The organism is Pantoea phyllosphaerae, assembly GCF_051025595.1.
In the GTDB taxonomy this organism is placed as follows: domain Bacteria; phylum Pseudomonadota; class Gammaproteobacteria; order Enterobacterales; family Enterobacteriaceae; genus Pantoea.
In genome coordinates this window covers 37,550-62,040 of the sequence record NZ_JBPFDE010000017.1, presented here as the reverse complement: position 1 = coordinate 62,040, position 24,491 = coordinate 37,550, and the positions used below count along the sequence as shown (strand labels likewise).

The 24,491-nt window shown below is 58.7% G+C and carries 24 protein-coding genes and 1 riboswitch; of the genes, 13 read left to right on the top strand and 11 right to left on the bottom strand.

Annotation, left to right across the window (positions count from 1 at the left end; all coding sequences use genetic code 11):
• Window positions 1-3: 3 nt before the first annotated feature.
• Window positions 4-726: an ABC transporter ATP-binding protein gene (locus ACR6A7_RS18615; protein ID WP_434126731.1), complete on the bottom strand. Its 723-nt coding sequence runs from the start codon at window positions 724-726 to the stop codon at window positions 4-6.
• Window positions 727-1,614: 888 nt separating this feature from the next.
• On the opposite strand from ACR6A7_RS18615, the gene uvrB reads away from it, so the two are divergent.
• Complete coding sequence (gene uvrB, locus ACR6A7_RS18610) at window positions 1,615-3,636, top strand: excinuclease ABC subunit UvrB (RefSeq protein ID WP_434126729.1); 2,022 nt, start codon at window positions 1,615-1,617, stop codon at window positions 3,634-3,636.
• 4 nt (window positions 3,637-3,640) lie between these two features.
• On the opposite strand, the gene ACR6A7_RS18605 is transcribed toward uvrB, so the two are convergent.
• Window positions 3,641-4,546, bottom strand: a complete 906-nt coding sequence (locus ACR6A7_RS18605; protein ID WP_434126727.1) for a gluconeogenesis factor YvcK family protein — start codon at window positions 4,544-4,546, stop codon at window positions 3,641-3,643.
• Between the two features lie 179 nt (window positions 4,547-4,725).
• Window positions 4,726-4,860, top strand: a riboswitch (molybdenum cofactor riboswitch).
• Between ACR6A7_RS18605 and moaA the strand changes: the two genes are divergently transcribed.
• The 5 genes from moaA to moaE all read left to right on the top strand — a co-directional run bounded on the left by moaA (window position 4,850) and on the right by moaE (window position 7,546).
• Entirely contained in the window at window positions 4,850-5,836 is a 987-nt protein-coding gene (gene moaA / locus ACR6A7_RS18600) for a GTP 3',8-cyclase MoaA (protein WP_434126725.1), read from the top strand. It overlaps the preceding riboswitch by 11 nt.
• 16 nt (window positions 5,837-5,852) lie before the next feature.
• On the top strand, window positions 5,853-6,368 hold the full coding sequence (gene moaB / locus ACR6A7_RS18595) for a molybdenum cofactor biosynthesis protein B (RefSeq protein ID WP_434126724.1): 516 nt from the start codon (window positions 5,853-5,855) through the stop codon (window positions 6,366-6,368).
• Between the two features lie 3 nt (window positions 6,369-6,371).
• Window positions 6,372-6,854 (top strand): cyclic pyranopterin monophosphate synthase MoaC, encoded by a 483-nt coding sequence (gene moaC / locus ACR6A7_RS18590; RefSeq protein WP_434126722.1) that lies wholly within the window; start codon window positions 6,372-6,374, stop codon window positions 6,852-6,854.
• Complete coding sequence (moaD, locus tag ACR6A7_RS18585; RefSeq protein ID WP_434126720.1) at window positions 6,847-7,092, top strand: molybdopterin synthase sulfur carrier subunit; 246 nt, start codon at window positions 6,847-6,849, stop codon at window positions 7,090-7,092. The genes moaC and moaD overlap by 8 nt, the downstream gene beginning before the upstream one ends.
• Window position 7,093: 1 nt before the next feature.
• On the top strand, window positions 7,094-7,546 hold the full coding sequence (gene moaE, locus ACR6A7_RS18580; protein ID WP_434126718.1) for a molybdopterin synthase catalytic subunit MoaE: 453 nt from the start codon (window positions 7,094-7,096) through the stop codon (window positions 7,544-7,546).
• Here the strand turns inward: moaE and ACR6A7_RS18575 are convergent.
• A complete protein-coding gene (locus ACR6A7_RS18575; protein WP_434126716.1) occupies window positions 7,543-8,328 on the bottom strand; it encodes an OBAP family protein in 786 nt (261 codons plus the stop codon). The two genes, moaE and ACR6A7_RS18575, sit on opposite strands and share 4 nt — an antisense overlap.
• A 150-nt stretch (window positions 8,329-8,478) precedes the next feature.
• On the opposite strand from ACR6A7_RS18575, the gene ACR6A7_RS18570 reads away from it, so the two are divergent.
• Together ACR6A7_RS18570 and ACR6A7_RS18565 are read left to right on the top strand one after the other, a co-directional pair.
• On the top strand, window positions 8,479-9,573 hold the full coding sequence (locus ACR6A7_RS18570) for a DUF1615 domain-containing protein (RefSeq protein ID WP_434126715.1): 1,095 nt from the start codon (window positions 8,479-8,481) through the stop codon (window positions 9,571-9,573).
• 92 nt (window positions 9,574-9,665) lie between these two features.
• Window positions 9,666-10,373 (top strand): Bax inhibitor-1/YccA family protein, encoded by a 708-nt coding sequence (locus ACR6A7_RS18565; RefSeq protein WP_434126713.1) that lies wholly within the window; start codon window positions 9,666-9,668, stop codon window positions 10,371-10,373.
• 43 nt (window positions 10,374-10,416) lie between these two features.
• On the opposite strand, the gene ACR6A7_RS18560 is transcribed toward ACR6A7_RS18565, so the two are convergent.
• Genes ACR6A7_RS18560 through ACR6A7_RS18550 form a run of 3 tightly spaced genes read right to left on the bottom strand, consistent with a single transcriptional unit; the run spans window position 10,417 to window position 13,387 of the window.
• Window positions 10,417-11,385 carry a lysylphosphatidylglycerol synthase domain-containing protein gene (locus ACR6A7_RS18560; RefSeq protein ID WP_434126711.1) on the bottom strand — a complete coding sequence of 323 codons (969 nt, stop codon included), beginning with the start codon at window positions 11,383-11,385 and terminating at the stop codon, window positions 10,417-10,419.
• Entirely contained in the window at window positions 11,385-12,629 is a 1,245-nt protein-coding gene (clsB, locus tag ACR6A7_RS18555) for a cardiolipin synthase ClsB (protein ID WP_434126710.1), read from the bottom strand. The genes ACR6A7_RS18560 and clsB overlap by 1 nt, the downstream gene beginning before the upstream one ends.
• Window positions 12,626-13,387, bottom strand: coding sequence for an endonuclease/exonuclease/phosphatase family protein (locus tag ACR6A7_RS18550; protein ID WP_434126708.1), 762 nt, complete (start codon window positions 13,385-13,387; stop codon window positions 12,626-12,628). The genes clsB and ACR6A7_RS18550 overlap by 4 nt, the downstream gene beginning before the upstream one ends.
• 179 nt (window positions 13,388-13,566) lie before the next feature.
• Here ACR6A7_RS18550 and ACR6A7_RS18545 point away from each other — a divergent pair, with 179 nt between their 5' ends.
• The 3 genes from ACR6A7_RS18545 (at window position 13,567) to dusC (ending at window position 16,468) form a co-directional block, all read left to right on the top strand.
• Window positions 13,567-13,959, top strand: a complete 393-nt coding sequence (locus tag ACR6A7_RS18545; protein WP_033751562.1) for a YbhQ family protein — start codon at window positions 13,567-13,569, stop codon at window positions 13,957-13,959.
• Window positions 13,960-14,166: 207 nt separating this feature from the next.
• Complete coding sequence (gene rhlE / locus ACR6A7_RS18540) at window positions 14,167-15,516, top strand: ATP-dependent RNA helicase RhlE (RefSeq protein ID WP_434126706.1); 1,350 nt, start codon at window positions 14,167-14,169, stop codon at window positions 15,514-15,516.
• Between the two features lie 4 nt (window positions 15,517-15,520).
• A complete protein-coding gene (gene dusC, locus ACR6A7_RS18535) occupies window positions 15,521-16,468 on the top strand; it encodes a tRNA dihydrouridine(16) synthase DusC (RefSeq protein ID WP_434126705.1) in 948 nt (315 codons plus the stop codon).
• An 81-nt stretch (window positions 16,469-16,549) separates the two neighbouring features.
• Here dusC and ACR6A7_RS18530 read toward each other — a convergent pair whose 3' ends face one another.
• On the bottom strand, window positions 16,550-17,143 hold the full coding sequence (locus ACR6A7_RS18530) for a primase 1D-like protein (RefSeq protein WP_434126703.1): 594 nt from the start codon (window positions 17,141-17,143) through the stop codon (window positions 16,550-16,552).
• The gene (dgt, locus tag ACR6A7_RS18525; protein ID WP_434126701.1) at window positions 17,143-18,621 is read right to left on the bottom strand and encodes a dGTPase; all 1,479 of its coding nucleotides are present in this window, start codon (window positions 18,619-18,621) and stop codon (window positions 17,143-17,145) included. Before dgt ends, ACR6A7_RS18530 begins: the two co-directional genes overlap by 1 nt.
• 277 nt (window positions 18,622-18,898) lie before the next feature.
• Here dgt and ACR6A7_RS18520 point away from each other — a divergent pair, with 277 nt between their 5' ends.
• A complete protein-coding gene (locus ACR6A7_RS18520; RefSeq protein ID WP_434126700.1) occupies window positions 18,899-20,086 on the top strand; it encodes an MFS transporter in 1,188 nt (395 codons plus the stop codon).
• Window positions 20,087-20,103: 17 nt separating this feature from the next.
• Here ACR6A7_RS18520 and ACR6A7_RS18515 read toward each other — a convergent pair whose 3' ends face one another.
• Window positions 20,104-21,708 carry an inorganic phosphate transporter gene (locus ACR6A7_RS18515; RefSeq protein ID WP_434126699.1) on the bottom strand — a complete coding sequence of 535 codons (1,605 nt, stop codon included), beginning with the start codon at window positions 21,706-21,708 and terminating at the stop codon, window positions 20,104-20,106.
• Window positions 21,709-21,873: 165 nt separating this feature from the next.
• On the opposite strand from ACR6A7_RS18515, the gene ACR6A7_RS18510 reads away from it, so the two are divergent.
• Window positions 21,874-22,899 carry a transporter gene (locus ACR6A7_RS18510; RefSeq protein WP_434126698.1) on the top strand — a complete coding sequence of 342 codons (1,026 nt, stop codon included), beginning with the start codon at window positions 21,874-21,876 and terminating at the stop codon, window positions 22,897-22,899.
• Window positions 22,900-22,916: 17 nt separating this feature from the next.
• On the opposite strand, the gene ACR6A7_RS18505 is transcribed toward ACR6A7_RS18510, so the two are convergent.
• Window positions 22,917-23,726, bottom strand: coding sequence for a Brp/Blh family beta-carotene 15,15'-dioxygenase (locus ACR6A7_RS18505; protein ID WP_434126697.1), 810 nt, complete (start codon window positions 23,724-23,726; stop codon window positions 22,917-22,919).
• A complete protein-coding gene (locus ACR6A7_RS18500) occupies window positions 23,726-24,436 on the bottom strand; it encodes a bacteriorhodopsin (protein ID WP_434126696.1) in 711 nt (236 codons plus the stop codon). Before ACR6A7_RS18500 ends, ACR6A7_RS18505 begins: the two co-directional genes overlap by 1 nt.
• Window positions 24,437-24,491: the final 55 nt, after the last annotated feature.

Genomic DNA, 24,491 nt, shown 5'->3' with positions numbered 1-24,491 from the left:
CGTTCAGCTCACCGTCAGCCACTTATTGACGGTGAGATCGTCCAGCTGCGCTACGCGCCCCTGTGCGACGTTGCGGCCGCGATGCAGCAGCAAAAAGTAGTCGGCGACGCGGCGGATCAGGGAGACGCGCTGCTCCAGCAGCAGCACGGTCAGGCCGTAATCGAGATTCAGGCGGCGAATCAGGTTGCCCATCTCCTCTTCCAGCCACGGCGACATGCCGTCGGTCGGCTCGTCGAGGATCAGCAATCTGGGCCGCAGCACCAGCGCGCGCGCCAGCGCCAGCTGCTGCTGCTGATCTATGGGCAGCTCGCCGCTGCGCTGCTGCCGCAGCGAGTAGAGCGCCGGAAAGAGATCGAACACCATCTCAGGGATGACGTGCGGTTTGTCGCTCTGACCGCTGCCCGCCAGCAGGGCGATCAGCAGGTTATCCTCTACGCTCATCTGCGAGAAGATATGGCGCCCCTGCGGCACATAGCCGATCCCCATGCGCGCACGCTGTTCGGCCGGCTGCAGCAGCAGATCGCGCGGCGGAGCGCCATCTTCCTGCCAGGTCATCGATCCACTGTTAATCGGCAGGCGTCCCATTATGCAGTTCACCAGCGTGGTCTTGCCCATGCCCGGGCGGCCCAGCACGCCAGTGCAGGTGCCGGGCGGCAGGTCGAGATCCACATCCCACAGGATATGGTTCTGCCCGTAAAACTGATTCACCGAACGTAAACTCAGCATCTGACTCTCCTCTTACAGATCTTGCCTGAATGCTTCCGCTCTTTGACGTCTGGCAAACAAGTCTCATCGGTGGCGGTTGCGCGCATGTCGCCATGCCTGACTTTCCCCAACCCTCTCGCTGGACGCTGCAATTACCGGGCCAGAATGACTTTTCCGGCCAGGAAGCGTTGTCAGAGTGCCGTTGGCCCGAAAAAGATGAAAAATGCTTAACAATTGCATCGGGTAATCAGAGCGCTGCACTTTCACGGTGCTGATGGCTTAACGTTTCTGGTGCAACGGGGCTGCGGCATGGCAGCTTGTTGAATTTAGCTGGTCTTAAACGCGGTCGCGGCTGGGCGAAAATTCAGCGGCGGGCTGAAAAAGCATAGTTAACCGCCACGTTTGCGACAGGAATTTAAGCGGAAAAATTTTTTTTTCACGCGGGCGGCTTAAGAACAAAAAATTATGCACAGCCGATGGCGAAAGGGCTGCCTTTAGTTATCCACCATTCCTGTGGATAACCTTGTGTATTAGACAGTGAAAACAGAGCGCAAGCGAGGAAACACGCGGCCTGGTTACATAATGCTGAGAAACTGGGCTTTTGCCTTATAGTTTTACAAATCAGATAGTTAATAAAAAACAAGCCTGCGAATTTTCTGCGCCGTAACAGAGCTGAAATTTAATGACGGTCTCTTGACAAATGTTATAAATCCGCTTCGGCTGGGGATAACCTTGCGCAACAGCGAAAATGTTGTGGCGTTGTTACAGCCAACGCGAAACCACGCCGCGTCAGCCTCTCACTGTGCCGCGTTACTGTTGATTTATCCAGTATTATTTTCTGGCAAAATCGCCAATGCAGAGTAAAATGACTCGGCTAGCCGCCGCATTCTTCAGCAGGAACCGCATCTCATGAGTAAAGTCTTTAAACTAAATTCCGCTTTTCAGCCTTCCGGCGACCAGCCAGAGGCGATTCGTCGCCTCAAAGAGGGGCTGGAGGATGGCCTTGCCCATCAGACGCTGCTCGGCGTAACCGGCTCCGGCAAGACCTTTACCGTTGCCAACGTGATTGCCGATCTTAACCGGCCTGCGATGGTGCTGGCACCGAACAAAACCCTGGCGGCGCAGCTCTACGGCGAGATGAAGGAGTTTTTTCCCGACAACGCGGTGGAGTTCTTTGTCTCCTATTACGACTACTATCAGCCAGAAGCCTATGTGCCGAGCTCCGACACCTTTATCGAAAAAGACGCCTCGGTAAACGAACATATCGAGCAGATGCGGCTTTCGGCCACCAAGGCGCTGCTGGAGCGTCGCGACGTAATCGTGGTGGCGTCGGTTTCCGCTATTTACGGCCTGGGCGATCCCGATCTCTATCTGAAAATGATGCTGCACCTGACGCGCGGCATGCTGATCGACCAGCGCAGCATTCTGCGCCGTCTGGCGGAGCTGCAGTATACGCGCAACGACCAGGCGTTTCAGCGCGGCACCTTCCGCGTGCGCGGCGAAGTGATCGATATTTTCCCGGCGGAGTCGGAAGATACCGCGCTGCGCGTTGAGCTGTTTGATGAAGAGGTCGAGCGGCTGTCGCTGTTCGATCCGCTCACCGGGCAAATCTTGTCTACCGTGCCGCGCTTTACTATCTATCCCAAAACGCACTACGTGACGCCGCGCGAACGTATTCTGCAGGCGATGGAAGATATCAAAGTGGAGCTGGCGGATCGCCGCCGGGTGCTGCTGGAGAACAATAAGCTGCTGGAAGAGCAGCGCCTGACGCAGCGCACCCAGTTCGATCTGGAGATGATGAACGAGCTGGGCTACTGCTCAGGCATCGAAAACTACTCGCGCTACCTCTCCGGGCGCGGGCCGGGCCAGCCGCCGCCGACGCTGTTTGACTACCTGCCCGCCGACGGTTTGCTGATCGTCGATGAATCTCACGTCACCATTCCGCAAATCGGTGGGATGTATAAGGGCGACCGCGCGCGTAAGGAGACGCTGGTGGAGTACGGTTTCCGCCTGCCTTCCGCGCTCGATAACCGTCCGATGAAGTTCGAAGAGTTTGAGGCGCTGGCGCCGCAGACCATTTACGTTTCGGCCACGCCGGGCAACTACGAGCTGGAAAAATCGGGCGGCGAGGTGATCGATCAGGTGGTGCGTCCGACTGGCCTGCTCGATCCGCTGCTGGAGGTGCGTCCGGTGGCGACGCAGGTGGACGATCTGCTGTCGGAGATCCGCAAACGCGTCACCCTCAACGAGCGCGTGCTGGTGACGACGCTGACCAAGCGTATGGCGGAAGATCTCACCGAGTATCTGGAAGAGCATGGCGAGAAGGTGCGCTACCTGCACTCCGATATCGATACCGTCGAGCGTATGGAGATCATCCGCGATCTGCGTCTTGGCGAGTTTGACGTGCTGGTGGGGATCAACCTGCTGCGCGAAGGGCTGGATATGCCGGAAGTGTCGCTGGTGGCGATCCTCGATGCGGATAAAGAGGGCTTCCTGCGTTCAGAACGCTCGCTGATCCAGACCATCGGGCGCGCGGCGCGTAACGTTAACGGCAAAGCGATCCTCTACGCCGACAAGATCACCAACTCCATGGCGCGCGCCATTGAAGAGACTGAACGCCGTCGCGAGAAGCAGCAGAAGTACAACGAGGAAAAAGGCATTGTGCCGCAGGGGCTCAACAAGAAGATCACCGATATTCTTGAGTTGGGCCAGAACGTCATCAAGACGCGCGGCAAGGCCAAAGCCAGCAGCCGCGGCGCCGCCGAGGCGGATGCCAGCTATCTGGCGCTGACGCCGCAGGCGTTGCAGAAGAAGATCCACGAGCTGGAGTCGCAGATGCAGCAGCACGCGCAGAACCTGGAGTTCGAAGAGGCGGCAAACGTGCGCGACAAGCTGCATCAGCTGCGCGAACTTTTTATCGCCGCCTCGTAGCGGCTTAGCTGAACCGCTGAATGGCGTGTTCCAGCGCCAGGCGCAGCAGCTGGCGGTCGTGACGATAGGGAATATCGGCGGCCTCCAGCGGCTCGCGTACAATCAGGCGGTTCTCCACGCCAGCGGTGTCGGCGGCGGGGCTGACCACCACCGCGTCAATCACCCGCTTGCCGATATATTTCTCCATCATTGCCAGCTTATCCGCCACCGTCAGGCTGGCGGCGGCGGGACTCAGCTCGCGTCCCAGATTGCCGATAAACACCATGGTGGCGGGCGTACGGCGCAGCGCGCGCGCCATCTCCTCCATCAGCAGGCTCGGCATCAGGCTGGTGTAAAAGCTGCCGGGGCCGATCAGAATCAGGTCCGCTTCGGCAATCGCCTCCAGCGCCTCGCGGGTCGGCGCCACGTTCGGGTGCAGCATCAGCTCTTGCGGCGGCTGGGTCATGGCGTCGATATCGGTTTCGCCGTAAACCATATTGCCTTCGCTGTCTAAGGCCACCAGATCGACCGGCTGCTCCGACATCGGGATCAGGAAGGCGTCGACCTTGAGCAGGTTGCGAATGATATTGATCGCCTCCAGCGGCCGGACGCTGAGGTGATCCAGCGCTTTGAGCATCAGGTTGCCCAGGTTGTGGCCGGCGAGCTCGCCGTTGCCAGCAAAGCGATACTCAAACATCGCCGACGCGACGCTTGGCTCAGTAATCAGCTGGTTGATGCAGTTGCGCATATCGCCCCAGGCGATGCCGCCTTCGGAACGGCGTATGCGTCCGGTAGAGCCGCCGTTATCGGTGGTAGTGACAATGCCGGTCAGGCGCGAGCCGAGCGGCGACAGGGCGGACATTACGCGCCCCAGCCCGTGTCCGCCGCCCAGCGCCACCACGCGATCGAGGTCTGCCAAAGTTCGGTTCATATTTCCTCTTTATACCCGCTGCCGTCTTGCCGTACCGGCGTTCTTTTCTGCGGGTGATGTTAACCTTAATGCCGCGAAAATGCGGCGAAAAAACGTTATGTATCAATATATATAGCGAAATTAGTGGATGGCAGAGCGGCAAAATTCGCGCTACCATTTGCCAACCATGTCGTCCATGTGGGCGACATACACTCAAAGCCTGAACGCCTAAGTCAAACGATAGGGGGTTCAGGCCGCAGCCGACGCGCTGCCAGGGTGCAGAAAGAAATGCCTGCATCTCCCGTATTTGGAAAAGGTGTTCTGGTGTCACAATTTACTGATGCATTTGCACGTCGGTTTTATTACCTGCGTCTCTCGGTGACGGATGTCTGTAACTTCCGCTGCACCTACTGCCTGCCCGATGGCTACAAGCCGCAGGGCGTGAGCAACAAAAGCTTTCTCTCGCTCGATGAAATTCGACGCGTCACGCGCGCCTTCGCCGCGGCCGGCACTGAAAAAGTGCGCCTGACCGGCGGCGAGCCGTCGCTGCGTCGCGATTTTACCGACATTATCGCCGCCGTGCGGGAAAATCGCGCCATTCGGCAGATCGCTGTCACCACCAACGGCTATCGGCTGGCGCGCGACGTCGGCGCGTGGCGCGCTGCCGGGCTCACCGCGCTGAACGTCAGCGTAGACAGTCTCGACGCGCGCCAGTTCCACGCCATCACCGGACAGGACAAGTTCCATCAGGTAATGGCGGGCATCGATGCCGCCTTCGACGCGGGCTTCCAGCAGGTCAAAGTCAACAGCGTGCTGATGCGCGACCTCAACAGCCGCAGCCTGCAAACCTTTCTTGACTGGATCCGCACGCGCCCGATTCAGCTACGATTTATCGAGCTGATGGAGACGGGCGAGGGCGGCGCGCTGTTCCGCGACCAGCACGTTTCTGGCGCCCTGATCCGCGACCAGCTGATCGCCCAGGGCTGGCAGCGCCGCGAGCGCGGCCGCAGCGACGGCCCGGCGCAGGTCTTTTACCATCCAGACTACGTCGGCGAGATCGGCCTGATTATGCCCTATTCGCGCGATTTCTGCGCCAGCTGCAACCGTCTGCGCGTCTCGGCGCACGGCAACCTGCACCTCTGCCTGTTCGGCGACAGCGGCGTGCCGCTGCGCGATCTTTTAACCTCTGACGATCAGCAGGCGGAGCTGCAGGCGCGCATCGCGCACAGCCTGGGCGCCAAGAAGCAGACGCACTTCCTGCATCAGGGCAATACCGGCATCACGCAGAACCTTTCCTTCATCGGCGGTTAATCTCAGGAGCGAGTCAATGGGCAAATCTACGGGTGAATTTATTCCGGTCAACCTGGCGGTGCTGACCGTTTCCGACCGGCGCGACGCCAGCAGCGACACCTCCGGCGACTATCTGCGCGGCGCGGCGCACGAAGCCGGGCACGTGGTGGTGGATCACGCCATCGTCGGCGAAGATCGCTACCGCATTCGCGCCATCGTGTCGCGCTGGATCGCCAGCCTGGATGTCCAGGTGGTGGTGATCAACGGCGGCACGGGGTTCAATGCGAAAAACATCACGCCAGAGGCGATTGAGCCGCTGTTCGACCGCAAAATAGAGGGCTTCGGCGAGCTGTTTCGCATGTTCTCCTGGGAGGATATCGGCGGCTCGACGCTGCAGTCGCGCGCCGTCGCCGGCATCGCCAACGGCACGCTGATCTTCGCGATGCCCGGTTCCACCAGCGCCTGCGAGAGCGCCTGGGAGCGCATTATCGCCGACCAGATCGACGCCCGGACCGGCCCCTGTAATTTCGTCTCACATTTAAAGAAGCTGTAAGCCATGCAACTGACACATATTAACGCCGCGGGCGAAGCCCATATGGTCGACGTCTCCGCCAAGGCGGAAACGGTGCGCGAGGCGCGCGCGGAAGCGCTGGTGCTGATGGCCGCCGAAACGCTGCAGATGATCGTCGACGGCAGCCACCACAAAGGCGACGTCTTCGCCACGGCGCGCATCGCCGGCATTCAGGCCGCCAAACGCACCTGGGAGCTGATTCCGCTCTGCCATCCGCTGATGCTGAGCAAGGTTGAAGTCAATCTGGCAGCCGAGCCGGAGCATCAGCGCGTGCGCATCACCTCGCTCTGCCGCCTGAGCGGCAAAACCGGCGTCGAAATGGAGGCGCTGACCGCCGCGTCGGTGGCGGCGCTGACCATTTACGACATGTGTAAAGCGGTGCAGAAAGATATCGTTATCGACCAGCTGCGCCTGCTGAGCAAAAGCGGCGGCAAGTCCGGCGATTTTCAGGCGGTGGCCCATGATTAAGGTGCTGTTTTTCGCACAGGTGCGCGAGCTGGTGGGCACCAGCGCGCTGGAGGTGCCGGCTGACTTTCCCGACGTGGCGACGCTGCGCGACACGCTGGCGCAAAAAGGCGATCGCTGGGCGCTGGCGCTCGACTCAAGCAAACTGCTGGCCGCCGTCAATCAGACGCTGGTGCCGATGTCCCATGCGCTGAAGGCGGGCGATGAAGTGGCCTTTTTCCCGCCGGTCACGGGAGGTTGAGATGACAACGCAGATCCGCGTTGGCGCGGCGCCCTTCAGTATGGCCGACGAATACGCCTGGCTCTCAACCTCCGACGCCGACGGCGCAGTGGTGACCTTTACCGGCAAAGTGCGCAATCATAACCTGGGCGACAGCGTCGCCGCGCTCACCCTTGAGCACTATCCGGGGATGACGGAAAAAGCGCTGCAGGAAATCGTCGACGAGGCGCGTCACCGCTGGCCGCTCCAGCGCGTCAGCGTGATCCACCGCATCGGCGAGCTTTTTCCCGGCGATGAGATCGTATTCGTCGGCGTCACCAGCGCGCACCGCGGCAGCGCCTTCGCCGCCGCGGAATTTATCATGGACTACCTGAAAACCCGCGCCCCCTTCTGGAAGCGCGAAGCCACCGAACAGGGCGATCGCTGGGTGGACGCCCGCGACAGCGACCATCAGGCCGCGCAGCGCTGGGATTAAGGCTTACTGAGCTGCTCCGCCGGACCGAAATGGGTCTGGCCGTGAGCGTGCTCGCCGCCGCCTGAAACGCGTTTCAGCTGGATCACCTCGCCGCGCTGCCAGGCGTTAGCGCCCGGCAGCACCGGCTGGGTGACGATATCGGCGCGTGACGCCCGCAGCTTGCGGCTGTCGATATCAAAACGTTTGTCGCGATCCGCCAGCAGGCGATTGTCAAGCTGACCGTCGGCGGTAAAGCCCATCATCAGCGCCGGAATGCCAATCGGCAGAGTTTTGTCGCGATCGGTATGCCAGGTGTGCCAGGTTTTGCCGTAGGTGTTGGCGATGCGCGCCATCAGCGCGTGATCCGCCGCCTGTGGCAGACCTGGCGCAATCAGCGTGCCCGATTTCACCTCGTAGTCGTGGCTGTGCCACAGCTTTTTCTCTTCCGGCGGCAGGCTCTGATAGAGCCGCGCGCTAATGATATACTCCACCCCCATCAGCCGCGCGTCTTTGGTATTGCCGTCGTAAATCACCGCCTGCATCACGTCGTCGTTCAGCACCGTCACATAGTGGTGCGCCTCCATCTGGCCGTTCTGATCGCCACTGTAGAAGTGAAAGCCGTCGAGATAGGTATTAATCGCCTCGATGGGCGGACGCGACTGCAGCAGGTCTGCGCCGGTGGCGAGCGCTTTCATTTTTGCCGAGGTGGGCGCGCCGGGGGAGGCGACCTGCGCGGGCGTGTTATTTGCGCCGCAGCCGCTGAGCAGCAGGGCAAAGGCGGCACCGAGCCAGAGTTTTTGCATAACTATTTCCTTTTACGCGAGAAAACCTCAGCCTGGCTGAGAAACGCCGATACGCAAGCGCGACGGCAGCGCGGGAATTTACGCCTCGTCTGATGGTTTGTCCGCGCTTCGGTGCTAAGGTAAGGGTTTTGTTTTCCTGCAAGGACCGCTATGTCAGTTTCCGCATCGCTCAAATCGTTCTCGCTGCTCGCCGTGCTGGTGCTGGCGGGGTGTGGCACCAAAAAAACGCCCGAGGCGCCGGTGCGTCAGCCGGCCGACGTCAAGGCGCAAATTCAGCGTCTGCTGCCCGCGCACGTCAGCGACAAACCGGGCTGGGCCACCGATATCTATACCTCGTTCCGCACCCAGCAGATCGACCCCAGCGTCAGCAATCTGTGCGCCGCCATCGCCGTCGCGGATCAGGAGTCGAACTTCAGCGCCGAGGCGGCGGTGCCCGGCCTGCCGAAAATCGCCTGGGGCGAGATTGACCGCCGCGCGGCGAAGGTGCACGTGCCGGCGTTCCTGGTGCGCACCGCGCTGATGATTAAATCCTCTAACGGCGAAAGTTATGCGGCGCGGCTCGACAAAGTGCGCAGCGAAAAAGAGCTGAGCGCCATTTTCGACGATTTTATTGATATGGTGCCGATGGGGCAGACGCTGTTCGGCAATCTGAATCCGATTCATACCGGCGGTCCGATGCAGGTCAGCATCAGCTTCGCCGAGGCGCACGCCAAAGGCTATCCCTGGCCGATCGACGGCTCGATCCGCCGCGAGGTCTTTACCCGTCACGGCGGCATGTACTTCGGCATTATGCATCTGCTGGGCTATCCGGCGGACTACAGCAAGCCGATCTACCGCTTCGCCGACTTTAACGCGGGCTGGTACGCCAGCCGCAACGCGGCCTTTCAGGCGGCAGTGGCGCGCGCGACCGGCATGAAGCTGGCGCTCGACGGCGACCTGATCCTCTATGGCTCAGACAAAGCGGGCGCCACCGAGCTGGCGGTGCGCACCCTGGCGAAGCAGATCGACATGAGCGACAGCGCCATCCGGCGCGATTTAGAGAAAGGGGAGCAGGCGAGCTTCAGCGACAGCACGCTCTGGAAGCAGGTCTTCGCGCTGGCGGATAAGATGGCTGGCCGCCCGCTGCCGCGCGAGATGCTGCCGGGCATTAAGCTGGAGAGCCCGAAAATCACCCGCAATCTCACCACGGCCTGGTTCGCGCAGCGCGTTGACAGCCGCTATCAGCAATGTTTATCGCGCCGCTGAGGCGCGCATTGTGGGGCAGTTAAGCCATGCTGTGCCACAATTAGGCATATCCGTCGGCTTGCCGACGCCTTTTCACTTACATGAGGTGCATCATGGATCGATATCCACGCAATGATTCTCTGGTGCAGCCCGCGACGAGCGGGTTGCAGGCTTTTATGGCGCAGGTTTACGGCTGGATGACCTGCGGTCTGCTGCTCACCGCCTTCGTCTCCTGGTATGCGGCGGGCAACGAGCGCATCATGTTCTTTATCTTTTCTAACCGCATGACCTTCTTCGGCCTGATCATCGCCCAGCTGGCGGTGGTGTTCGTGCTCTCCGGCATGGTGCATCGTCTGAGCGGGGCGCTGGCGACCGGGCTGTTTATGCTCTATTCGGTGCTGACCGGCCTGACCATGGCCAGCATTTTTCTCGCCTACACCTACACCTCCATCGCCAGCACCTTCTTCGTGACGGCGGGGATGTTCGGCGCCATGAGCTTCTACGGCTACACCACCAAACGCGACCTGAGCCGCTTCGGCAGCCTGCTGTTTATGGCGCTGATCGGCATTTTGCTGGCGTCGCTGGTGAATTTCTGGCTGAAGAGCCCGGCACTGATGTGGGCAATTACCTATATCGGCGTGGTGGTGTTCGTGGGGCTGACCGCCTATGACACCCAGCAGCTGCGTCAGATGGGGGAGCAGATTGACGTGCGCGATCGCGAGTCGCTGCGCCGCTATTCGATTATGGGGGCCCTGAAGCTCTATCTCGACTTCATCAACCTCTTCCTGCTGCTGCTGCGCATCTTCGGCAACCGTCGCTAGGAAATAAGGGGCGCCATCCCGGCAGGGATGGCGCGTCTGTTCGCTACGAACTCTTCTGCAGTTTCTGTTCATTCCTGGCGCGCAGATGCTTCGCGCGGCTCTCCAGCATCAGATAGAGCACCAGCGCCAGCAGCAGCGGCAAAATAAAGTAAAGCACGCGATAGGCGAGCAGCGCCGCAATAATGGTGCCGTGCGAGGCGTGCTGTCCGCTCAGCAGCGCCAGGAACACCGCCTCCAGCACGCCGATCCCGGCCGGAATATGAATAATCACCCCCGCAATGCTGCTGATCAGCAGTACGCCGAGCACGATGGGGTAATCGACCTGCCGCGCCAGCAGTAGCCAGATGATTGCGCCCATCACCAGCCAGTTGGCGGAGGAGACCGCAAACTGAAACAGCGCCATGCGCAGCGACGGCAGCTGCAGCGTCTGACGCCGGATGGTCCACTTGCGGCGCTTTGAAAAGGCGCAGGCCCAGAGAAAAATCGCCACCACCGCCAGCAGCACCACGCCGATAATGCGCAGCGTGGTCTCGCCGATAAACCAGCCGCCGGGGATCGGCACCATGCCCGCGCTAAAGACGATGCCCGCCAGCAGGATATAGCCGAGCCAGTTGGTGGCGATGCTGAGCGAGAAAATGCGCGTGATGGTGGCGCTGTCCAGCCCCAGCCGCGAATAGAGCCGGTAGCGCATCGCCACGCCGCCGACCCAGGTGCTGAGCGTCAGGTTGAAGGCGTAGCAGATAAAGGAGACCAGCATCACCTGCCGCTTCGCCAGCTTATGGCCGCAGTAGGCGCGGCCGATCAGGTCATAGCAGCCGTAGGTGAGGTAGCTGACGATCACCAGCGCGACCGCACTCAGCACCGCCAGCCGGTTATAGTTGACGATAACGTTGTAGACATCTTCCCAGTTCACTTTGCGGGCGTAGATCACCAGCAGCACAATTACCGCGATGAAAAAGAGCCAGGTCAGCACCTTCTTCGCCCGCTTCCATTTAAGATGTTTTTCCGCCATCAGGATTTCGCCCCTTCATTGTCTGTTTCGACACGGTCCTGCGTTTCCATTTCTGGCTGAACCGGCGGGTCAACCTGCGCAATCAGCGGCGTATGCGCGGGCAGCCAGCCGGCGATAGCCGGGAAATGGCGTAAGAAGTGAAACACCACCACGCTTTTGGTGAGCTGCCACCAGTTGCGCGGCGGCAGGCGATCTTCCTGCACGCGCTGGCAGTCCTTCGCCAGCAGCTGCTCCAGGTTATCGCGCAGCGTCTGGTTAAAGTCGCGATCGTAGATAATCAGATTGGCTTCGAGATTGAGCGACAGGCTCAGCGGATCGAGGTTGCTGGAGCCGACGGTGGACCACTGGCGATCCTGCACCGCCACCTTGCCGTGCAGCGGGCGGCGGATATATTCGTAGACCTCGACGCCGGCATCCACCAGATAATTATAGAGCAGTTCCGCGCCGACTTTGACGATCGGCATATCGGGTTCGCCCTGCACGATCAGCCTGACCCGCACGCCGCGCTGCGCCGCGCTGCGCATCTCGCGCAGCAGGCGATAGCCCGGGAAAAAGTAGGCGTTGGCGATAATCACATCCTCTTTCGCGGTGTGCAGCATATCGAGATAGTGCTTTTCGATATCGTCGCGGTGGTCATCGTTGTCGCGATAGACAAACAGCACCTGCGCGTTGCCGGGCGCGGCGTTGACCGCCGGGCGATGCGAGCGGCCGCCCCACCAGCGGCGCGTCACCGCTTCGCTGCCCATCGCCTCGCGCACGTAGCGGGTGATATCCTCGACGATGGGGCCTTTGACCTCGACGGCATAATCCTGCTTCGCCTCGGGGCCGTAGCTGGTGTTGTGCTCGGCGGAGAAGTTAATGCCGCCGACAAAAGAGATGACGTCGTCGACCACCACAATTTTCCGGTGCAGGCGGCGGAAGACGTTGGTGCGCATCCCCAGCACCAGCGGACGCGGATCGTAATAGATAAAGCGCACGCCTTCCGCCGTCAGGCTGTTGACGAATGTGTCGGAGAGATCCGGCGAGCCGTAGCCATCCACCATCACCTCAATCTTCACGCCGCGCTGGGCGGCGGCCAGCAGCTCGCGGTGCAGCGCGTTGCCGACCTCATCCTCAAACAGGATAAAGGTTTCCAGCATCACGCTGCGCTCGGCGCGCTGGATCGCGCCGAACACGCGTGGGAAAAATTCTTCGCCGTTTTCCAGCAGACGCAGACTGTTGCCTTCTCGCCATTCAAAATTCATAGGTGGATCTCCACGGCGAGCGGGGCGTGATCCGACAGGTGCGACCAGGGCTTGCGCGGCAGCGCCCAGGGATGACTGACCGTAGCGTTGCGGACGTAAATACGATCGAGCCGCAGCAGTGGGAAGCGGGCAGGGAAGGTGCGCGCCGGGCGACCGTGTTTCATGCTGAAAACCTCTTTGAGTCCTGCGCCATGCTTCAGAATGTGATTGGCGCGCAGCTGCCAGTCGTTGAAGTCGCCCGCGACCACCAGCGGCGCGTCCTGCGGCAGCGAGGCCACCATCTCGCACATCATCTTCATCTGGGCGTGGCGGTGCGCCTCTTTCAGACCCAGATGCACGCAGATAACGTGCAGGGTGCCGTGCGGCTCTGGCAGGCTGATTTTGCAGTGCAACATGCCGCGGTTTTCACTTCCTGCAACAGAAATATCGCGATTTTCGTACTCCTGAATGGGAAACCGTGACAAAATCGCGTTCCCGTGGTGTCCCTCTGGATAAACGGCGTTGCGGCCATAGGCAAAGTCGTTCCACATGGTGTCGGCGAGAAACTCGTAGTGCGGCGTGTCTGGCCAGTTCTCGTGGTGCAGCGGGTGTACGGCATGTGTGCCCATCACCTCCTGCAAAAAAACGATATCGGCTGAGGTGGCACGCACCGCTTCGCGCAGTTCCGGCAGAATGAAGCGACGGTTAAAGGTAGTAAATCCCTTATGGGTATTGATCGTCAGGACTTTAAGGGAAAATCCTTGCTTGGTTTGTGGCATACTCTCGACGCACTCCTTTTCATCAGCAACAAAAGTAAAGTGTAGTCTTTGTCACAAACGGGTGCGGTCAAGGAGGGAAATTTAGGGCGTTATCCGAAAATTGCTTTACATTGAGGAAACCGTTACCGGCCTGTGCCGGTTGCACTTGGGCGACCTGTTGGGTCTGCCAGGAGAAAAGAATGAAATGGTCTAATCGTGTTCAAATCATCACTGGACAAACCTGCGTGCATATTGCCATGCACGCGCTGGTGATTGCCGCGCTGATCTGGGGCTGGAAGCACAAAGCTCTGATCGAAGTGTGCAGCACGCTGGTAGCCGCCTATGCCGTGGTGTTTATCGCCATGCTGGTCCTGCAGCGTAGTGTTCGTTTGCGTCGCATCGGTGATTATCTTGAAGAAGCGACTACCACCTACTATTTTGGCGCGGCGATGATGACGCTGTTTATCGTCTCGCGCTACATTCACAACGCCCTGCTGATCGGTATGCTGGGCGTGGTGATGCTGGTAGGGCCGGCGCTGGTTTCGCTGCTGGCGAAAGAGCCGGCAGGGCGCATCCAGAAGAAGCGCAGCTAAGCTTCCGGGTTCGCTATCAGGGGCTGCCGCAAGGCGGCCCTTGTTATTTCTGCCTTTCTCGCACCCCGCGACGAAAGCTGCTACACTGCCTGCCTTACGCATCGTAGTTTGTGCCCTTTTCACACGTTAGCCCTCGGCTGGCGCCACTTTCCCTCCTGAAAACTACACCGTGAATCACGGTCAGGGCGGACCGGAGTAACACACTTAATGTCTTTTGACTCTCTCGGCCTGAGCGCCGATATTTTGCGTGCGGTCGCTGAACAGGGCTACCGTGAACCTACGCCTATCCAGCGCCAGGCGATCCCGGTGGTGCTTTCCGGGCGCGATCTGCTGGCCAGCGCGCAGACCGGTACCGGCAAGACCGCCGGCTTTACGCTGCCGCTGCTGCAAAAACTCTCTACTCAGGCTGCCACGGGCCGCGGTCGCCGTCCGGTGCGCGCCCTGATCCTGACCCCGACGCGCGAACTCGCCGCCCAGATCGGCGAAAACGTGCGCGACTACAGCAAATACCTGTCGCTGCGTTCGCTGGTGGTGTTTGGCGGCGTCAGCATCAACCCGCAGATGATGAAACTGCGCGGCGGCGTCGATATTCTGGTCGCCACGCCGGGCCGCCTGCTCGATCTGGAACACCAGAACGCGGTCGACCTCTCGCAGATTGAAGTGCTGGTGCTGGACGAAGCGGATCGCATGCTCGACATGGGCTTTATCCACGATATCCGCCGCGTGCTGGCCAAACTGCCGGCGAAGCGTCAGAACCTGCTCTTCTCCGCAACCTTCTCCGACGACATTAAAACGCTGGCGGAAAAACTGCTGCACAACCCGGAGCAGGTCGAAGTGGCGCGCCGCAACACCGCCTCCGAGCAGGTATCGCAGCAGGTGCATTTCGTCGACAAGAAGCGCAAGCGGGAACTGCTCTCGCAGCTGATCGGCGAAGGCAACTGGCAGCAGGTGCTGGTGTTTACCCGCACCAAGCACGGCGCCAACCACCTGGCGGAACAGCTGAATAAAGATGGCATCACCGCGGCGGCGATCCACGGCAATAAAAGCCAGGGCGCCCGTACCCGCGCGCTGGCCGATTTTAAAACCGGCGCGATCCGCGTGCTGGTGGCAACCGACATCGCCGCGCGCGGCCTTGATATCGAAGAGCTGCCGCACGTGGTGAACTATGAACTGCCGAACGTGGCGGAAGATTACGTGCACCGTATCGGCCGTACCGGCCGCGCCGCCGCCACCGGCGCCGCGCTCTCCCTGGTCTGCGTGGATGAGCACAAGCTGCTGCGCGATATCGAGCGCCTGCTGAAGCGCGAGATCCCGCGTATGGCGGTGCCGGGCTACGAGCCGGATCCGAGCATCAAGGCGGAGCCGATTCAGAACGGTCGCGGTCAGCAACAGCAGCCGCGCGGCCGCGGTCGCGGCCAGGGCGGCGCGCCCTCATCTGCACGTCCGCAGGGCGACAAACGCGCGCCGCAGCCGCGCCGTCAGGGCCAGCCTGCACAGGGCGACAGGCCTGCGCGTCCGTCGCGTCGTCCGGCTGCGAAGAAAACCGGAACCGCGTAACGCCATGCGGGTGTTGCTTGCCCCGATGGAGGGCGTGCTGGATTCGCTGGTGCGCGAGCTGCTGAGCGAGGTCAACGATTACGACCTCTGCGTCACCGAGTTTTTGCGCGTGGTGGATCAGCTGCTGCCGGTAAAATCGTTTTACCGGCTCTGTCCCGAGCTGCGCAATCACAGCCGCACGCCTTCGGGCACGCGGGTGCGTTTGCAGCTGCTCGGTCAGCATCCTGAATGGCTGGCGGAGAACGCGGCGCGCGCCGCCGAGCTGGGTTCCTGGGGCGTCGATCTTAACTGCGGCTGCCCTTCGAAGCTGGTGAACGGCAGCGGCGGCGGCGCCACGCTGCTGAAAGATCCCGAGCTGATCTATCGCGGCGCGAAAGCGATGCGCGAGGCGGTGCCGTCGCATCTGCCGGTCACGGTGAAAGTGCGCCTCGGCTGGGATTCCGGCGAGCGGCGCTTTGAAATCGCCGACGCGGTGCAGCAGGCGGGCGCCAGCGAGCTGGTGGTGCACGGCCGCACCAAAGAGGATGGCTACCGCGCCGAGGCGATTAACTGGCAGGCGATCGGCGAGATCCGTCAGCGGCTGCGCATTCCGGTGGTGGCGAACGGCGAGATTTGGGACTGGCAGAGCGCGCAGGCGTGTCTGAACGCCACCGGCTGCGATGCGGTGATGATTGGCCGCGGCGCGCTTAACGTGCCGAACCTCAGCCGGGTGGTGAAGTACAACGACGCGCCGATGGCCTGGCCGGAGGTGGTGGCGCTGCTGCAGAAATATACGCGGCTGGAGAAGCAGGGCGACACCGGCCTCTATCACGTCGCGCGCATCAAGCAGTGGCTCGGCTACCTGCGCAAAGCCTATCCGCAGGCCGACGGCCTGTTCACCGACATCCGCGCGCTGAAGCACTCCTCGGCTATTGCCGAGGTAATTGATAATATATTAATTTCTAATAATTGAATAAACTTTTTAAACTCTTATTCATCCTATTTATGGTATGAGTATTTTACTAGCTCTCATTTTTATCTCTTTGCTTTTATACTATATATTGAATAATGTACTACCAATATATTTAGGTGAGTATTTATGCCTTCCACTATTGTTGGTTATTCTTAAGGAGGCGAATCCCGACATCAATCTATGACCTATCCATCTAACATCAATAACTTTTTCACCTGATTTTTCATTTAGTAGTAATAGATAGCCCATGAACTTTATCCATTGAGATAAAGTTAATAAATGTGTGCCATAAGCATGAATTGAGCGGCCGCTATCATAAATATTTAAATTCATGTTCCAGGCGTGTGAGAGCTCATAAGATAAATCAATGCTTTTGCTTGAACGTTTTTTTGATAAAAAATCTATCATTGGTAAATGATAAATGGTTCCATTTACGTTTATTTTTGATAATACAGATAATTCTTCAGAAGCATCTAAAGAAGATATTATTTCTTCTATCTTTTCATGATTCAAATTTTTCTTGCTTACCTCAATGGTTATTCTTTCTGACGAAAAAGGACTGTCTTTATATTTGCTAAAATAAAAAAATACATGATGGTGCGAGGCTAGTATTGGATCTAGTCTCGATAAGGAAATAATGTCATTAACAGGAGATCTTGAGTTGACTGTATTCATTATTTCACCTTAATTCCTGCTAAGGATTGATAAAGTTCAAGTGCGTATTGATCTGTCATTCCAGATATGAAATCGATAATAAGATGAGCTCTAAGGTTCCATTCTGTAAATTTTTCGTGTTTTTTTATTTCCAACTGTTCTTTATAAGATTTTACACATTTTTTGGGTAATGTTCTGCTTAGTCTGGCTGCAACCTTACTAGCATTGCTTTTTTCATCATTAATTAATTTCAAAAATTCATCAGCTTTTAATTCTAAAATAGGAGTGTAGCAGTTCAGTAATCCTGTAAGGATACTATGGCCTGACAACTCTATTAATTCAACATCGGAGTTATTGAATATATGCTCTCTGGTAAATTTTTTCACCAGGCAAAGGAGGAAAAGAATGTCTTCGCTTTCTAAATCTTCTTTCAGAAGCGGTGAGTGAAAACCAAACTGCATAATTAAGCAAAAGTTCTCAGAGAAAATGGACGCTGCTTTTTCGACCAGTTTTGACGATAGCTTAGTTTTAAATTCAGTAAAGGCCGATATTTTGTGATTTGTTCTAATCCCTTTGCAGATTTGGACAATGTCAAATATATCCTGATTTTTAAGTATAGATGGTGGAGTATGAGTTGTAATATATTCAAAGAAGTCTTTTTCGGTGACAACTTTATTTTCTATTCCATCGTCAATATCACTTGTGCAATAAGAGATATCATCTGCTGCTTCCATTATAAAGGTCAGAGGATGCCTTCCGTTTTCAGGCATTCCTAGTTCATCCCAAACTTTTTCTACAATTTCCTGTTCGGTTGAAAAGTACCCGAGTTTAGATGTTAGATGGTTACTTTTGTTTTTGGAGTAATTTTTCCCACCATGAGTGTACTTTAAAGAAGCTGCAATCTGTGTAAAAGTAAAGTTTAGACCTGTTAGTCCATCCTCACCTTGAAGTTTTGTGGCAATCCGCAATGCTTGCGGATTGCCATCAAACAAAATAAAATCTTTTATAGATAATTTATCTTTTACGCAATCGCATATATTTTCTTTACCATTGGTTAATCCTGCCTTAGCAATTATATTGCTAAGGCGTACATCATTTTGAAACCATTCTGAAATGGTTGACTCACCAAAATGGCCAAAAGGAGGGTTACCAATGTCATGCATAAGGCAAGTTGTTTCAACAACAGTATTGATAGATATTTCATTATCTATCCAAAATTTCATGTCTTCATTTTTATTTTCATTTTGTTTGATTTTTTTTGTGATGGCATGAGAAATATATGCTCCAATGTGAGCCACCTCTAATGAGTGTGACAATCGGCTTCTTACAGCTGAGTTGCTTTCAAGAGAAAATACTTGTGCTTTTTGTTGCAGTCGTCTGAACGGTGCTGAATATATTAATCTGCCTTTATCACTAAGAAATGCATCAAATAATTCATATTTTGATCTGTTATCGACTTTTTTTGAGGTTATTAATCTAGATAAAGTGCAGGTTGCCATAAGTTACCTATTTAAACAGGGTTGATGTTTACAATTTCATGATACAATAAAAAAAAGATATGTTTCTATTAATAAATGACTTCCAATAATATTTTTTTAAGCCTATCCGCAGGCAGACGGCCTGTTCACCGACATTCGCGTGCTAAAACACTCCGCCGCTATCGCCGAGGCGATCGACCGACAGGCCCTCTCCCTGACCCTGTGACAAAAATTCAGGCGACCCGTTAGCAGGCTAAGCGTATAGTGAAAGCCATTTTTCACAACAAGCCAGCCTGCTATGTCTGATGTCGCGGTACTGACTAACGGTCAACTCAACAAACGCATTCTCTCTGTTCTGATCTTCACCTTCTTCTGCTATCTCTCCGTGGGGCTGCCGCTGGCGGTGCTACCGGGCTTCGTGCATAACCAGCTCGGCTTTAGCTCGTTTGTGGCGGGGCTGATTATCAGCCTGCAATATTTCGCCACGCTGCTGAGCCGTCCGCAGTCGGGCCGGCTGGCGGATCGCCTGGGGCCGAAGCGGGTGGTGATGCTCGGCACGCTGCTCTGCGGCATGAGCGGCGTAATGACCATTATCGCCGCCCTGTGCCGCGACTGGCCGCTGGTCAGCCTGCTGCTGCTGGCGGCTGGACGCCTGTTTCTCGGCGTCGGCGAAAGCTTCAGCAGCACCGGCTCCACGCTGTGGGGCATGAACATCGTCGGGCCGCTGCAGACCGCGCGCGTCATCTCCTGGAACGGCGTCGCCACTTACCTGGCGATGGCGATCGGCGCGCCGCTCGGCGTGATGCTGAACCAGGGAATGGGCATCAGCGGCTTTGCTGGCCTGGTGGCGCTGATGGGCGTTGTCGGTTATCTGCTGGCGAGCCGCAAACCGGCGGTCGAGGTGAGTCAGGGACAGCGCATTCCGTTTCATCGCGTTTTTTCGCGCGTCTGGCTGTTCGGCCTGGCGCTCGGCTTCGGCACCATCGGCTTCGGCGTTATCTCAACCTTTATTACCCTCTACTTCGCCAGCCGCGGCTGGGGCGGCGCCGCCTTCGCGCTGTCGCTGTTTAGCCTTGGCTTCGTGCTGTTCCGCCTGCTGTTCAGCCGCGCCATTACCCGCTTCGGCGGGCTGCGCGTCGCTATCGTCTCTCTGCTGCTGGAGTGCGCCGGGCTGCTAATTATCTGGCAGGCGGAGAGCAGCCTGCTGGTGGATCTCGGCGCGCTGCTGACCGGCTGCGGCTTTTCGCTGATTTTCCCGGCGCTGGGCGTAGAGGCGGTGAAGCAGGTGGAGCGGCAGGATCAGGGCTCGGCGCTCGGCGTCTACTCGGCATTTCTCGATCTGGGACTCGGCCTGACCGGCCCGGTGGCGGGGCTGCTGATTGGCTACTGGGGCATGCAGTCGGTCTACCTGGCGGCGGCGATAATGGTGCTGGGCGCCTTCGCCATTACGCTGCGCCTGATGCAGCGCGACAGCGGCGCGGCGTAACACCGCGCCGACGGCCACTAGAACTGCGAGAAGAGGGCGTAGAGTCCGGCGGCCAGCAATACGGAAACCGGCAGCGTCAGGATCCAGGCCATCGCCAGATTGCGCAGCGTGGCGAGCTGCAGGCCGGAGCGGTTGGCCGCCATGCTGCCCGCTACGCCGGACGAGAGCACATGGGTGGTGGAGACCGGCAGGCCGAAGCTGTCCGCCGCGCCGATGGTCGCCATCGCCACCAGCTCCGCGCTGGCGCCCTGGGCGTAGTTAAGGTGGGTTTTGCCGATGCGTTCGCCCACGGTCACCACGATGCGGCGCCAGCCGACCATGGTGCCGAGCCCCAGCGCAATCGCCACCACCACCTTCACCCACATCGGAATAAAGCGCGTGGCGCTGTCCAGCTCCTGCTTGATCGCCGTCAGATTGCGCTGCGTCTCTTCCGGCATCGCCACTTTATTGGTCTGGATATGCTTAATCGACTCCGAGGTCAGGTACATCTGGTTGCGGGTATTCGACACCGCCTGCGCCGGAATATTCTCCATGGAGCCGTAGCGGCGGATCTGCTCGCTGATATCGCCTAGCGTCAGCGCCAGCGCGGGCAGCACGTTGGGGTTCATCTGATTGGTGCGCACATAGTCGGTCAGCACGTCGCGCGCTACCGGCGGGCGGGCGCTGGCGGGCTGGAGCTGCAGCAGCTGGTGTTCCGTCACCTGGGCCAGCGCCGCCACGCGCGGGATCTGATCCGGCGGCAGCGAACGGTTCAGCGCATAGGCGATCGGCATGGTGCCCACCAGAATCAGCATAATCAGCCCCATGCCTTTCTGGCCGTCGTTGGAGCCGTGGGCGAAGGAGACGCCGGTGCAGGTCAGGATCAGCAGGCCGCGGATCCAGACCGGCGGTGGCTCGCTGCTTTGTGGCGCTTCATAGAGATCGCGGTTGCGAATAAACGCCTTCATCGCCAGCAGCAGCAGCGCGGCGCAGACAAACCCCACCAGCGGCGAGAGGATCAGCGAATAGCCGATCTTAATCGCCTGATCCCAGGCCACGCCGCTCATGCCGCTGCGGCCGTGCAGCAGCGCATTGGCGACGCCCACGCCGATAATCGACCCGATCAGCGTATGGGAAGAGGAGGAGGGCAGGCCGAGATACCAGGTGCCCAGGTTCCAGATAATGGCGGAGAAGAGCAGCGCATAGATCATGGCGAAGCCGCCGCCGCTGCTGGTCTGCAAAATCAGCTCGACCGGCAGCAGCGAGATAATGCCGAACGCCACCACGCCGCTGGAGAGCAGCACGCCAAGAAAGTTGCAGAGCCCGGACCAGACCACCGCGACGCCGGGCGTTAGCGAGTGGGTGTAGATCACCGTCGCCACCGCGTTGGCGGTGTCGTGAAAGCCGTTAACGAACTCAAACCCCAGCGCGATCACCAGCGCCAGGCCGAGCAGAAAGAAAGGAACGTAGCTGGTGACCGGCGTGTCGGTCTCCTGCACGTCGCTGAATAAGTTGAACCCGGCAAAAGAGAGCCCGGCGACCAGCAGGATAAGAAACAGCGGTTTTGAAAAGCGGTTACGCTTGCCAGTCAGGTTGGGACGCCCGGCAACCGATGGGGATGACGATAAGCTGTTTTCGCTCATAAACACCTCGGTGGGTAGTGGCGGGCGCGCCCTGTCCGCACCCATTACTGGCAGGGATACGCGCTTTATATGACAGAACAATGATGTTGCCTGGTCGCTGTCATTATTCTGTCATCACTCTGCATCAGGCTGTGGATCTGGTCCGCTCTGATAGTTACGCCATCCATGGTTTCTGAGCTCTTGCTTGCGCCTGATAAACCCGATTTCGACGACGAGGTCGCCGGTTTAATCCACGGCTACCTGATGTCGCCCGACGCGCCGCCGCGCCGCCTGAACGCGCGCGAAGCGGTGCGGGCCGGAGAGCGCCCGCGCCGCGACGGCGAGTTTCTCTGGCTGCATATCAACCTCAATCACGCTCGCGCCCAGCACTGGGTTCAGAGCCATTTTCAGGTTGATGAAGATTTCTTCGAAGAGATCCATTCCGCCTCGTCGCGCACCCGGCTGGCGGAGCAGGGGGAGGCGCTGATGGCGATCCTTAACGACGTCACCTTTAGTAAAGAAGAGCCCAGCGCGCAGAACGCCACGCTCTGGATCTGGTGCCGTCGCCAGCTGCTGGTCAGCGCGCGCTATCGTCAGGTCGCGATGATCGAACGCATGCACCAGCGCCTGCAGTCGTGCGCCTTTCGCAACGCCGAGGAGATGCTGCTCAGCCTGCTGGGCGAGCAGGAGCGGCAGCTTGAGCAGGTGGTGCGGCGCACCAGCCTGGCGGTGGACGCGATTGAGGAGCGGCTGCTCAGCCCGGCGATCAAGGCGAACCGCAGCGAGCTGGGGCAGCTGCGCCGCATGCTGCTGCGCATCCAGCGCCTGCTGGCGCCAGAGCCCGCCGCGCTGTTTCGCCTGCTGAATCGTCCGCCCGCCTGGCTGAACCGCGATACCCTGCGCGAGCTGCGCGCCTTTACCGAGGAGTTCAGCGTGGTGCTTAACGACCTCGCCAGCCTGATGGAGCGCATCCGGCTGCTGCAGGAGGAGATCGCCGCGCGCCTGATGGAGCAGAGCAACCGCACGCTGTTTCTGTTAACCGTGATTACCGTGCTGGCGCTGCCGATCAATATCGTCGCCGGCTTCTTCGGCATGAACGTCGGTGGCATCCCGCTGGCGGGCAATCCGCACGGCTTTTTGATTCTGGTGCTGGTGGTGCTGGCGTTTACCGTTGTGGCGGGCTGGCTGGCGCTGAGAAGGCCGCGGAGGTGAGGGGCCGTACCTGAAAATTACGTCTGACGACGCGCTTCAAACCAGGGCGTAATCAGCATGTGGGGGATAGCCAGCGCGGCAAGGGCGGCGAACAGCGAGCGCATGCCTGCGCTGTCTGCAGGCTGCATTATAAAGAGCGTTGCGGTGCCCAGCACAATCGCCCCGCTCAAAACAGGCCAGACGGCACGCAGATAGCCGCCATAGCTGGCGCAGCTTAACTGCTCGCGCCGCAGCCGAGTTTGCGGCAGCGCATGCAGAATAAGAAAGCCCAGCGAAAATCCAACCAGCGGGGGAAGGACCAGCAGAGCCACCATTCCAGCCACCAGGCGTCTGTCGCGGCGAAGAACACCGGCGATCGCCAGCGCAGTGGCGCAGATTCCCCCTACGAAAGCCATGCCTGAAATGGCTGCGTCAGGTATGGATGAGCTTAGTCCCGCCTGACGCAGAATAGTGTCGTACGCGGACAGGTGAAGGGCGGCGGGCGCTGCTATCATGCTGACGCCACGGGCCAGGCGTTCCGTTATCGTGCCCTGTGGAGCATCCTCCAGTGCAAAATGGCAGGCCGAGGCCAGAAGAAATCCCGGCAGCGCCACGGCCGGATCCCAGTGCCACCAGAGCAAGCAGAGCACAATGACCAGCCCATAGCCAGCCAGAAACAGCTGCTGACGATCGCGCTTTACCACCGCCAGATCGCTGGCGCCGTGCGCCATGCCGATAATGCCTGTGGACGCTACCGCAAAAGCCAGCTGCACGAAGAGTGGGCTCAGAGAGGCCGCCAGTGCGGCTCCCCCGAGCAGCCACCTGCCGATCCGCAGCCCCTGGCTCATTAGCGCAGCGCACCCGGCTGCTTGCCGTTGCGCAACGCTTTTTCCAGGTTCGCTGCCGCATAAAAGGCGTAAAACACCTTAGCGATGATATCCAGAACTAAAAATGCCCATACAGAGGTCGGATCGGTGATGATTTTAAGGCCCTCCGGCCCGACCAGAAACACGATGGGATAGATAAACCATACCAGGGTGAGTAGCGCCACGTTTTTGTTATAGGCCGCCGCCAGCGCGTTCCCGCGTGCTGCCGCCATCGCACGCAGCGGTCCCCATAGCAGGTAGATTACACCCAGAAAAGCCGCGCAGGACCAGAGATACCAGATCCACTTCGCTGTCGCGGTCTCAGCCAGCGAGGAGATCAACCCGGTAATGATCATCATGACATCCAGCACGATAATGGCAGTAAGAAAGCCGCCCATCTCGCCCGGCTTCCCCTGCTCGTGAAAAGCCAGCATCACCAGCCCGGCAAGTAAAATCGGCGTGGTAATACTCCAGTCAGCGTAGCGCGCCAGATAGACCGTGCTGCCGTTGTCTGACAGCAGGTTGCCGAATCCAAATGCCATCGCCAGGTAGGCGGTAGCGGCAATAAAGGGCACCGCCGCGTGCATCAGGGTATGGTGACGAGCGGGAAAATTTTTGCCCCCCGTCGCGTAAATAACCAGCGACGCAATGGCCATGACTGAGAAGCCGATTAAAAATGCGGTTTGATCCATGTTAATTTCTCCTGTATTGCGACGCTGTCGTGGCGACAGCTGCGCTGCCATAGAT